Raw genomic sequence first — 11822 nt, forward strand, 5'->3', positions numbered from 1 at the left:
TTCTCGTCAGACGGGCTGGATTCGAAGCACTCGGTCGTCCTGCGGCGCGGGCGTCCCTCTCCCGTCTCGGTTGCTCGTCGTGACGTAGAGGTGGTCGTTCGGCCCGGTGAAGACGGTCCGGAGTCGGCCGTATCTCCCGTCGAGCAGGCGCTGTTGGTCGGTGACTTCGTTCCGGTCGTTTATCCGGACCCGGTGGAGGTGGGTCCCGGCGAGCGTTCCGAAGAAGAGGTCGCCACCCCAGTCGTCGACCGGACCGTGATAGAACGCGGCGCTTCCGGGCGCGATAGTGGGCGTGTAGGCCGCGATGGGGTCGGTGAACTCGTCGCCCTCGGTCGGTCCCATCGCTTCGGGCCACCCGTAGTCGTTGCCGGCCCGGAGGACGTTGAGTTCGTCGTCGGTCGAGGGGCCGTGTTCGGTGCTGAAGAGGGTTCCGTCCCGCCACGCCAACCCCTGCGGGTTTCGGTGGCCGTAGGTGAACACGGCGTTTCCGAAGGGGTTGTCGGGGTGCGGGTCGCCGTCCGGGGTCAGTCTGAGAACCTTCCCGGCGAGCGAGTCGCGGTTACGTGCGCGACTCCCCTCGCTCGCGTCGCCGGTCGTGACGTAGAGCGCGCCCTCGGGGCCGAACGCGACGCGGCCGCCGTCGTGGACGGACGAGGCCGCAATGCCGTCTATGACGACCGTTTCGCGGGCGAAGCCCTCGGAAATGCGGTGGCGAACGACCCGGTTGGCGAGTCCGCTCTCGCCCTCGTAGGTCTGATAGGTGTACGCGAGGTCGGGGTCGTCGGGGTGAATGGCGAGTCCGAGCAGGCCGCCCTCGCCGCGGGCCGCCACGATGTCGGTGAGGTCGGCGACCTCCTCCTTGCGACCGTTCTCGTGAGTGACGCGCTGGACCCGGCCCGGCCGCTCGGTGAGGTAGAGGTCGCCGTTTGGCGCGAACGCCGCGCCCCACGGCACCTCCAGTTCCATCGTCACCGTCTCGGTGCGAAACGGGGGTTGGTCGGTGGTCGTGGTCGGTTCATCTCCGGCGGTCCGCAGACATCCGGAGACTCCGACCGCTCCCACCGCCGTCAGCGACCGCAGGTACGCGCGCCGCTCCATGCGTGCAGCAACGGGAGGGTAGGAGAAAAATAGCGCGGTTCTCCCGACGAATGGCTGCGAGCGGAAACTACACCGAAAAGGGGAACCGTCCGAGTGGGGACCAGACGGACGGCGTACGCAGTGATTCGGCTACGTGCGGGGACAGCGAACTTACGCGGAGCAGACGCGCCACGTCGTGGCGCTCGTGTACGACCACTTCTCGATTTCGAGGTCGGTGGCCGAATCCTTGAGTTTCACCATCAGTGCGCCGATCTCCTTGGCCGAGAGACCCACTTCGTCCGCGATGAACTTGCTCTTGAAGTACATCTCGCCGTCGTCGGCTTTGCTCCGGAGGAACTGCTTGAGGCGCTGTTCCTTGGACTGCGGTTCAGGGGCATCGGAGGGCTGGGTAGTTGCGCTCATCGTCGTTTCCACGTAGGAGACGGGGGATGATATAAAGGGCAGACGGTTACGGTCGTTTTCCGCGGATTTGAGTAACGGAAGCTACACGAACCGGGAAAATGGGCTGAAATCCTCTTTTTACGACTTTTTCTACGGTCTTTACACCGTTCAAAACCGGACCTAAGCCTTTGTTTCGAATATCTCGTATCGGGTTGGAAACGTCGTACGAACGACTGACAACGGGTGGAAAAGCGGGAAAATAGGTGCGGTCGGTGGCGTTGTCGGCGGCGCCGTCGGAGCCGTCGAGATAGTCGGCAACGCGGCTAAAACGTTCGTTGGGACGGTTGGAAACGTCGGAATCGAGAGATTCACCCTTCAGCGCCGAGGAATTCGGCCAGTCACGGAAAGTCGGGGAGTTGGAGCGGCCGAAGGGCTACGACCGCTCGTGGACCCAGAACTGCTCGTCGGTCGTGACCTCCTTCTTGAAGATCGGCACCTCGTCCTTGAGGCGGTTGATACCGTCTTCTACCGTCCGGAACGCCTCTTCACGGTGGCCAGCCAACACGACGACGAACACGATGTCCTCGCCGTACTCGATGACGCCCGTTCGATGGTGCATCGCCACTTCGTAGACGCCCTCGCGCTCGGTCAGTTCGTCGCTGATGGCCTCCATCCGGTCGTCGGCGACGCCCTCGTACTTCTCGAACTCGAGGAGTTCGGTCGGCTCGTCGTCGTCGTCCTCCTTCGCGCGCACCCGGCCCGTGAAGGTAGCGATAGCGCCCGAGTAGGGCGCGTCATCGGATCGCTTGACCTCGGCGACCAGCGATTCGAGGGTCTCGTAGGGTTCGGTCCCGGCGAGCGCGGCGCGGACCTCGGCGGGGTCTACGCTCGCGGCATCGGCTGCGCTCACTAACACGTCGCCCGCGGCGTCGGAGGTGACGTCGGACTCGGTGGTGGATTCGGCGTCGCCGATTCTCACCTGCGGTACGTCGGCCTCGGGGAACCCGACGAGGAGCGCGTAGTCGTGGTCGGGCGCGAGGTCGGCGAGCAGGTCAGACAGCGACCGGTCGCCTCCGGAGGCCGACCAACCGTCCTCGCTGAGTTCGTACCTCGCGGCCGCGGGACCGTCGTTCGGTTCGACGTTCGTCTCGGCCCGGCGAATCTCCGCGACCCGGCCTTCCTCGCCGAAGCGACTCGCCAGTCGGTCGGCGACCGTGCGCGTGGCCGCGTCGGGGCCGACGACGCTCAGTACGTACATGCGGCGATTTTGGACCGCGGCGCGCTTGTAGCCTTCGGTGAGTTCGGGATGTGCGGGGTTCGCATCGGTATCGCTCTCGCGGAACGGCGGTGTACGTCGGGTAAAAGTTAGTTACTGCCGACGCCACTGAAGACCGCACGCCACTGCAACCGCACAGCGACCGCATAGCGACCGCACTGCGACTGCACCGTGACCGTACCGCGACCGCGGACCTCACGCCTCCCCGGCCTCGGCGGCCGCGTCCGCGGCCGCCTCCCTCGCGCGGTTGGCGCGGCGCACGGTCGAGCCGCGCCAGAACGCGCCGAGAGGAGGGACGAAACAGTGCTAGCTGTTTTTTAGGCTACTATATAATTGCTTCAGATAAATTTGAAAGAGTCTAAGTCGTATTCTCATTTCTATACGGTGACCGCTCCGGGTTCGTCCGGTCTCTCGCACGCGGCGTGGGTGACGCGAACGAGACCCGACCCGGAACGTCGGGCCGATGACGAAAGTCGGGTCGTCGCTTCCGACAGTTGGCAATCCTTAAGGCCGCGTCCGGGCTATTCCGCCACAGAATGAAAGTAGTCGTCTCCATCGGCGGGAGCGTACTCGCGCCTGACCTCGGCTCCGAGCGCGTCCGCGACCACGCCGACGTAATCGAGGATCTCGCTGCCGAAGGCTGTACCGTCGGGACCGTCGTCGGCGGCGGTGGCGTCGCCCGCGAGTACATCGCCAGTGCCCGCGAACTGGGGGCCAACGAGATAGAACTCGACGACATCGGCATCGACGTGACTCGGCTGAACGCCCGCCTGCTCATCGCGGCGCTGTCCGAGCAGGCCGCGCCGAGTCCGCCCGAGGATTACGAGTCCGCGGGCGCGGCGATGCACCGCGGCGACATCGCCGTCATGGGCGGAGTCACGCCCGGACAGACCACCGACGCCGTGAGCGCGGCGCTGGCGGAGTACACCAACGCCGACCTGCTCGTCTACGCGACCAGCGTTCCCGGCGTGTTCAGCGACGACCCCAACGAGAACCCCGACGCCCAGAAGTACGACGAACTCGACGCCGGTGAACTCGTGGACGTAATCGCGGGTCTCGAAATGAACGCCGGAAGCTCCGCTCCGGTGGACCTGCTGGCCGCGAAACTCATCGAGCGGTCGGGCGTTCGCACCATCGTCCTCGACGGCACCGAACCCGAGCGCATCGCCGACGCGGTGCGGTACGGCGACCACGACGGTACCGATATCGTGCCCGAGGGCGCGGACGACCAGATGACCTACTGGGCCCGAGACGAGCGATGAGCGACGATTCAGCCGACGACGACCCCGCCAGCGACGAACCGACCGCACGGGAGATGCACTCCGACGACGACCCGTACGTCCTCCAGGGCCCGCAACCCCACTCGTTCTGGGCCGAGTCGGTCGCCGAAAAGATTCTGGAGCGGGTGGAGGACGACCCCGACCGCGACCCGAGCGACCCCATCGTCGTCAAGGGCGGCATCTCGCCGTCCGGCGTCCCGCACCTCGGCAACATGAACGAAATCGTCCGGGGCTACTTCGTCGCCGAGGCCCTCCGAGAACGGGGCTACGAGGTCCGGCAGGTGTTCACCGCCGACGACCGCGACCCCTTGCGCAAACTCCCCCGAAAGCTCGCCGACCTGGACGGCAACATCGTGGAGTTGGGCGACGTGAACGCCGGAGCCTTGGGTCGTAATCTCGGCAAGCCCTACACCGCGATTCCCGACCCCTTCGGGTGCTGTGACTCCTACGGCGAACACTTCTCGAACCTCATCGAGCGGAGCGCCGAACTGCTCGGCATCCCGGTCGAGATGGTCTCGAACACCGAACTCTACGAGTCCGGCGAGTTCGAGGACGTGACGCGCCACGTCCTCGCCAATCGGGAGAACGCCCGCGAGGTCCTCTCGCACTACCAGGACAAGGTGGACGAGGAGTACGTTCCGTTCAACCCCATCTGCGAGGACTGCGGCAAGATCACCGAGACCGTCACGGACGTCGACCTCGATTCGGGAACCGTCGAGTACGTCTGCACCGACATGGAGGCCGGCGACCAGACCATCGAGGGCTGTGGCCACGAAGGCACCGCCACCTTCCGGGAGGGCAAACTCCCCTGGCGCTTCGAGTGGCCCGCCCAGTGGCAGGTCCTCGGCGTGGACCACGAACCGTTCGGCAAGGACCACGCCGAAGGCTCGTGGCCCAGCGGGAGCGACGTGGCCCGGAACGTCCTCGACGTCGAACCGCCGGTTCCGATGGCCTACGAGTGGTTCACCCTGGACGGCGAGGCGTTCTCGTCGTCGTCGGGCCACGTCGTCATGGTCCAAGACGTGCTGGAGATGATAGAGCCGGAAGTCCTCCGGTACTTCTTCACCAAGGACCCGAGCAAGGCCCGGGACTTCAGCGTCGAACACTTCGACCAACTCGTGGACGACTTCGACGAGTTCGAGCGCGTCTACTACGGCGAACACGAGCGCGACGAACGGACCGAGGCCGACGAGAAGGCCGAGGAGATCGCGGCGGCCGCCTACCCGCCGGTCGTTCGGCCGACCGTGGCCACGCGGTTCGACGAAGACGGCGACCCGATTCTTGACCCGGACCGCGCGAGCGTCCCCGTCGTGAACGACATCGAGCGAGCGCAGGCGAACGAACTCGTGGACGGGCCGTTCGGCGAGCGCGTCCGACTCCCCTACACCTTCGCGGCCGTCCTCGGCATGACCGACGACCCCGATCTCCGAGAGACCATCGCCCGCCGCGAGGGTCACGTTCCCGACGGCGCGCCCGAGTGGGTCACGGAGTTCGCGCTCTCGCGCGTCTCCCGCGCCCGCGAGTGGGCGCGCCGAACGGGCAACGAGTTCGACTACGAACTCAAGCGCACCGAGATGCCCGAGGTAGACCTCGACGCCGACACCGAGGCGGCACTTGACGAACTCGCCGACTTCGTGGCGGCCCACGACGACCCCGACGAGATTCAAGGTGAGATTTACGAGACGGCCAAGCGCCACGACATCCCGATCGGGGAGTTCTTCTCGGTCGGCTATCGCCTCTTCTTCGACGACGAGGAGGGGCCGAAACTCGGCCCGTTCCTCGCCAAACTCGACCGCGAGTTCGTGCTGGCCCGTCTGCGCCGCGAGGAGTAGCGAATTTACCCCGCTCGCGGACGGTTCGGCAGTAGCGGTCTGCGCTCCCGCCCGACGGTGATTAGGAACCTGATAGTTCGTTTCAGGGCCAGCATAACAAAGTGGCCAGCTATCGTTATCTCAGACGGAAAGTCGGGCGACGCCGTTATGTTCGCTCCGACCCAAGGAGATTACTATGGCAATAATCGAACTCAACCTCGAGAAACCCGCGCTGAAGCGAGTCGAATCACTCGAAGAGGAACAACTCGAAGAGAGTCGGACGGAGACCGAGGTCTACCCCGAGGAGACCACCGAGATGGTCGAGACCGAAAGTGAGTCCGACCTGACCAGCGGGTCCGAAGAGACCAGCGAGTCGTCCGGCGGCAAGGGCCGAATCCGCAAGTACGGTCGCCGGATGGTCGTTCTCGGCGGCACCGCGGCGGGCGTCGCCGCCGCCCGGAAACTCCGCCAGCGCCGGAAGTCGAAGGGCCAGCAGCAGGAACTCGAAGAAGACTGGCAGACCGCCGAGTAGGAGAGCAAACGTTCGCCGAATAGCCGCGTGGACGCTCGCCGAATAACCGAGCGAACGCTCGCCGACCAACCGACGCCCGTCCGTCGGGTCGCGGGTCGTTCGTGGGCGTTCCCAAACGCCTTTGACTGGCGCGTTCTTTCTTTCGTCCGATGAACACGCTCGTGTGGGTCCTCGTCGGAATTGCGGTCTACTGGCTCGGGGTGTTACTCCTCAATTCACAGGGGCTTCTGCCGTCGTACGTCGGCACGCAGGGGCCGATTCTGACCATTCACACCCAGCGCGGCAAGAAGTTTCTCGAATGGATAGCCCAACCCAAGCGAATGTGGCGCGCGTGGGGTAACTTCGGACTCGGCATCGCGCTGGTCGTGATGGTCGGAACCTTCCTCCTCCTGGTAGTGCAGGCCGTCGCCGTCGTCCGGAATCCGCCACCCGCCACCGCGGCGACTCAACCGCAGAACGTCCTCGTGATTCCCGGCGTCAACCAGTTCCTCCCGCTGTCGGTCGCGCCAGAAATCCTGTTCGGCCTGCTCGTGGGACTCGTGGTCCACGAGGGCGGCCACGCCATCATGTGCCGGGTCGAGGACATCGAAATCCGGTCGATGGGACTGGCGGCCCTCGCAATCCTGCCGATCGGCGCGTTCGTGGAACCCGACGAAGAGAGTCGTGCGAACGCCGACCGCGGGAGCCAGAGCCGGATGTTCGCGGCGGGCGTCACCAACAACTTCGCGGTGACGCTGGTCGCGTTCCTCCTCCTGTTCGGCCCTGTCGTGGGGTCCATTGCAGTCGCGCCCGGCGCGGCGGTCGGCGGTTCGTTCGACGGGTCGGCCGCCAAACAGGCCGGCATCGACAAGGGCGACCGCATCGTCGCGGTCGGAGGCGAACACATCGAGAGCAACGCCGACCTCGACGCCGCGCTGTCGCGCACCGACAGCAGGACGGTATCGGTCACGCTCGCCGACGGCGAGGAGAAGCAACTCCGGCAGTCGCTTCTGGTCACGGGCATTCACCCCGAGTCCCCGTTCACGTCGGCGATTTCGGTGAGTCGCGACAATACGACGACCGTCACCGCAGTCAACGACACGGCGGTCCACAACGAGACCGCGTTCCGAGAGGCGGTCGCCGACCGACCGGTCGTCACGCTCCGAACCGAGAGCGGTGAGACCGTCACCGGTCCGGTCGGCGTACTGGCGACCGTCCAATCCGACGGCCCCGGCGCGGACGCCGGGATGCCAGCAGACAGCACGGTGGTCATCACGGCTATCGACGGCGAGCGAGTCCTCAACGCCTCGGACCTGAGTGCGACGACCGACCGGTACGAGACCGGTGACACCGTCACCGTGACCGCCTACTCCGAAGGCGAGTCCGGCGACTACGACCAGCGCGACGAGTACGAGGTCACGCTCGGCGAGGGCAACGACGGCAGTCCCATCGTCGGCGTCTTCCCCATGCAGGGGTACAGCGGCGTGACGTTCAGTAGCTTCGGCGTCAAACTCTACCCCGCAGGCCAGTATCTCGACCTGCTCGGCGGGAAGTTCGGTGACTTCGTGGGCGGCATCGGCGGTCCGCTCGTCTCGTTCCTCTCGGGCATCCTCGGGGTTCTCCTACTCCCGTTCGCCAGCGTCTCGCTCGGCGCGACCTACAACTTCGCAGGGTTCGTGGCGTGGAACAGTGGTTTCTACACCGCCGCCGGCGGCCCGTTCTCGTTCCTCGGCGAGTGGGGCCTGTTCCTGCTGGCGAATCTGCTGTTCTGGACCGGGTGGGTGAACCTGAACCTCGGGTTCTTCAACTGCATCCCGGCGTTCCCCCTCGACGGCGGCCACATCCTCCGGGCGAGTACCGAGGCGGTGGTCTCGCGGCTTCCGACCAGTCAGGGTCGCCAGTTGACGACGATGGTGACGACGACCATCGGACTGGTGATGCTGATGAGTCTGCTGTTGATGGTGTTCGGGCCGCAACTGCTGTCGGGATGAGTTGAACAGGTTCGGCCGTCCGTTCTGACTACTCCTCGTCGTCCAGTCCCATGCGCTCGGCGAACTCCTCGGGCGTGTCCGGGATGCGCTCGAAGTCGCCGAAGTCGCGTTCGTAGTGGCGAATCAGTTGCTCGATGATCCAGGCGTTGAACTCCTCGTCGAACCGCCACTCGTCGGGTCGGCTATCGACCTCGAAGCGGTCGTCGGTGGCGAACGCCGCGAAGACGTGGTAGAAGCCGAGGATTACGTCCGCGAAGTCCCGCGCATTGCCGCCGGTCTCCTCGCGCTTCTCGGCGAGTTCCTCGCGGCCCGCGTCGGTGAGTTCGAAGTACTTGCGGTCGGGTTCGTCCTCGCGCTCGATGCGCTCGGCCCACTCTTTCTCCTCGAACTTGTAGAGGATGGGGTAGACAGAGCCGTAGGAAGGTTCCCAGTGGCCGCCGCTGATGGACCGAATCTCCTTGAGTATCTCGTATCCGTACCGCGGTTTTTCCTCCAGAAGTTCCAACACGAGATACGCGATGAGGCCTTTCGGCGGGCCGCTTTTCCGCATTGGCCGAAGATTCAGACCGTATTTTTGAAAGGCTTTCGGTCGGGGTAACGAGCGTTTCGGGCGTCTCGACCGGAACGTAGACCGCTGCGACTCAAAAACCTATTACCCCATCGGGACCGAGGAGAAGATATGACGAGAGAACCCCCGGAGACGAACGAGGGTTGGTACGCGCTACACGACTTCCGAACCGTCGATTGGGACGCGTGGCGGGACGCGCCCGAGCGCGAACGCGAGACCGCCCTGGAGGAGGGCGTCTCGTTCCTGCGCGACCGCGTGGACGTGACCGACGCCGAAGATGGGTCGTCGGCGGTGTTCTCGATGCTCGGTCACAAGGCCGACCTGCTGGTGGTCCACTTCCGGCCGACGATGGCCGACCTCGACACGGCCGAGCGAGCCTTCGAGGACACCGCGTTCGCGGCGTACACCGACCAGTCGAACTCCTACGTCTCGGTGACGGAGGTCGGCGGCTACACCAACGAGGAGATGACCAAGGAACCGTCGGAAATCGAGGACACCGGTCTGGCGCGCTACGCCGAGAGCAAACTCTACCCCGAGATTCCCGACAGCGAGTTCGTCTGCTTCTACCCGATGGACAAGCGCCGCGCGCCGGAGGAGAACTGGTACGACCTCCCGTTCGACGAGCGCGCCGAGATGATGGACACCCACGGCGAAATCGGCAAGACGTACGCGGGACAGGTGTCGCAGGTCATCACCGGTTCCATCGGCATGGACGACTTCGAGTGGGGCGTGGACCTGTTCAGCAACGACCCGACCAACATCAAGGACCTGCTCTACGAACTCCGGTTCGACGAGAGCAGTTCGAAGTACGCCGAGTTCGGTCCGTTCTACTTCGGTCGGCAGTTCCCGCCCGAGGACCTCCCCCAGTTCATGGCGGGCGAGGCGGTCCCCGCGGAGGACGCCGACGAGGGAGAGTCCGGCCACCCTCACGGTGAAGGCGGCCACCCCCACAGCGAGGGCGGCCACCCCGGAGAGAGCGAAGACCACCACGGTCACGGCGACGGCGAGGGCCACCATCACGGCGGCGAGTCCGGAAGAGGTCACGGAAGCGACGGCGCCGGCGAGTCGGGAAGCATCCGCGGCGAACTCGAAGACCTCGACATCTACGCGGGTCAGCCCCACGGCGAGGACGTGTACGCGATGGTCCTCTACTCCGAGGCCGACCCCGACGAACTGTTCGAGGAGGTAGACGGTCTCCGGGGCAACTTCGACCACTACGACACCCACGTCAAGACCGCACTCTACGAGAACCGCGACGCCGAGGGAGCGCGTTCGGCGGTCGTGAGCATCTGGGAGACCCAGAGCGCGGCCGACACCGCGGGCGGATTCCTCGCCGACCTCCCCGGCATCGTCGCCAGAGCGGGCGAGGAGAGCGGCTTCGGTACGCAGGGAATGTTCTACACCGTCAAGCCCGACAAGCGTGAGGACTTCGTGGAGAAGTTCGAGACGGTCGGCGAAGTCCTCGAAGGGATGGACGGCCACCTCGAGACCGACCTGCTGGCGAATCGCGAGGACGAGAACGACATGTTCATCGCCAGCCAGTGGGAGTCGAAAGACGACGCCATGGCGTTCTTCCGTAGCGACGCCTTCTCGGACACGGTAGACTGGGGCCGGGACGTGCTGGCCGACCGACCGCGACACGTCTTCCTGGCCTGATTCGGCACGCCGTTTCCTACCGGAAGCGTCGGGGTAGCGACGACCGAGCGGTTCCGGCGGTTCCCACCACAACCAAAACCCCCATCAAGTCAGGACGAGTAGTTTTCGAGAGATAAGCGACGGAGGACTCTGTATGACCAAACGACACGTATCCCTCTCCGACGAGATGGAGGCTTCACTGGAGGAGTTCATCGCAGAGGTAGACCAACGACTGGCGAGCGACGAGGACACCTGTAGTGTGGTCGAGGAGGTGTTGGTGGACCTCCACGGCGACCGGGGTGCCTACGACCGGTGGCAGAGCGGCGATCCGGTCTCGCCAGCCGAGAAGGTCCGCCTCCAGAGCTACGACCCGTGTAACGCGACCCTCGAAAGCGAGTACTACGCCGAGAAGGACGAGGAGAAGTTCCAGCAGTCCAAGCACCTCCAGTGGCTCTGGCGGCAGTTCGACGCCACGCCGATGGCCGACAACGTGGAGTTCGCGCTCCGGTTTCGCGGGATGCTCGCCGACCACCTCTTCGCCGACTGCGGGGACGACTGCCGGTTCTTCAAGGGCATCACGTTCACCTACGGCCACAACATCACGGTCGGGGACAACGTCGTGGTCCACGACGACGTGCATCTGGACGACCGCGGTGAGTTGACCATCGGCGACCGGGTGTCCATCTCCGACTCCGCTCACATCTACACCCACGACCACGACGTGGTGGACCAGACCGAGGTGAAGAACTACCACACCGTCATCGAGGACGACGCTCGTGTCACCTACGACTCGATGGTGCGAGCGGGCGTCCGAATCGGTGAGAACGCTATCGTCGGCGCGAAGTCCATCGTCCGGCGCGACGTGCCCGCCCACCACATCGCGGTGGGCCAACCGGCCAAGAGCGTGAAGATCAAGCCCGGGTGGGAGGGCGTGGCCGAGTCGGTGGACGCCGACGTGGAGACCGACAAGGAAGCGCGGCGCATCGAGTACGACCTGCCCGACGACTTGGAGGTCTACGACGAGTTTCAGCGCGACCTGAGTCCGCCGGACGAGGAGTGAACGCGTCGTTTTCGGGTCGTCGGTCGTGAGTCGGAGACGGTACACCTCGTCTTCGCCGTTTTGTGGAGTTTCGTCGGTGAGGACGTCGTAGAGTTAACTACTGCTTGGCCCGAGGAGTCTACCGAAACTACACCGCACTGCCACCGCGACCGCCTCAGACCTCCCACGCGTCGCTCGCGCGCCGGAACTGACGAAACATTTCTTTACAATT

At 65.1% G+C, this 11822-nt stretch carries 10 protein-coding genes; 6 read left to right on the forward strand and 4 right to left on the reverse strand.

The window, feature by feature from the left end:
- Positions 1–6 precede the first annotated feature (6 nt).
- The 3 genes from E2484_RS06405 to E2484_RS06415 form a co-directional block, all read right to left on the reverse strand.
- Entirely contained in the window at positions 7–1098 is a 1092-nt protein-coding gene (locus tag E2484_RS06405) for a PQQ-dependent sugar dehydrogenase (RefSeq protein WP_137284395.1), read from the reverse strand.
- 150 nt (positions 1099–1248) lie between these two features.
- Positions 1249–1500, reverse strand: a complete 252-nt coding sequence (locus E2484_RS06410) for a DUF7123 family protein (RefSeq protein ID WP_135853640.1) — start codon at positions 1498–1500, stop codon at positions 1249–1251.
- Positions 1501–1912: 412 nt separating this feature from the next.
- Entirely contained in the window at positions 1913–2737 is an 825-nt protein-coding gene (locus E2484_RS06415) for a molybdopterin synthase (protein ID WP_137284396.1), read from the reverse strand.
- Positions 2738–3291: 554 nt separating this feature from the next.
- On the opposite strand from E2484_RS06415, the gene pyrH reads away from it, so the two are divergent.
- The 4 genes from pyrH to E2484_RS06435 all read left to right on the forward strand — a co-directional run bounded on the left by pyrH (position 3292) and on the right by E2484_RS06435 (position 8348).
- Entirely contained in the window at positions 3292–4017 is a 726-nt protein-coding gene (gene pyrH, locus E2484_RS06420; protein ID WP_137284397.1) for a UMP kinase, read from the forward strand.
- Positions 4014–5867, forward strand: a complete 1854-nt coding sequence (gene lysS / locus E2484_RS06425; RefSeq protein WP_137284398.1) for a lysine--tRNA ligase — start codon at positions 4014–4016, stop codon at positions 5865–5867. Before pyrH ends, lysS begins: the two co-directional genes overlap by 4 nt.
- Before the next feature lie 175 nt (positions 5868–6042).
- Positions 6043–6378, forward strand: a complete 336-nt coding sequence (locus E2484_RS06430; protein WP_137284399.1) for a hypothetical protein — start codon at positions 6043–6045, stop codon at positions 6376–6378.
- 149 nt (positions 6379–6527) lie between these two features.
- On the forward strand, positions 6528–8348 hold the full coding sequence (locus tag E2484_RS06435) for a site-2 protease family protein (protein WP_137284400.1): 1821 nt from the start codon (positions 6528–6530) through the stop codon (positions 8346–8348).
- A 28-nt stretch (positions 8349–8376) separates the two neighbouring features.
- On the opposite strand, the gene E2484_RS06440 is transcribed toward E2484_RS06435, so the two are convergent.
- Positions 8377–8898 carry a PadR family transcriptional regulator gene (locus E2484_RS06440; RefSeq protein ID WP_137284401.1) on the reverse strand — a complete coding sequence of 174 codons (522 nt, stop codon included), beginning with the start codon at positions 8896–8898 and terminating at the stop codon, positions 8377–8379.
- Positions 8899–9027: 129 nt separating this feature from the next.
- On the opposite strand from E2484_RS06440, the gene E2484_RS06445 reads away from it, so the two are divergent.
- Complete coding sequence (locus E2484_RS06445) at positions 9028–10572, forward strand: heme-binding protein (protein ID WP_137284402.1); 1545 nt, start codon at positions 9028–9030, stop codon at positions 10570–10572.
- Between the two features lie 133 nt (positions 10573–10705).
- Positions 10706–11611, forward strand: coding sequence for an acyltransferase (locus E2484_RS06450; RefSeq protein ID WP_137284403.1), 906 nt, complete (start codon positions 10706–10708; stop codon positions 11609–11611).
- The last annotated feature ends 211 nt before the right edge of the window (positions 11612–11822 follow it).

Source organism: Halorussus salinisoli, assembly GCA_005239435.1.
Taxonomy (GTDB): Archaea; Halobacteriota; Halobacteria; order Halobacteriales; family Haladaptataceae; genus Halorussus; species Halorussus salinisoli.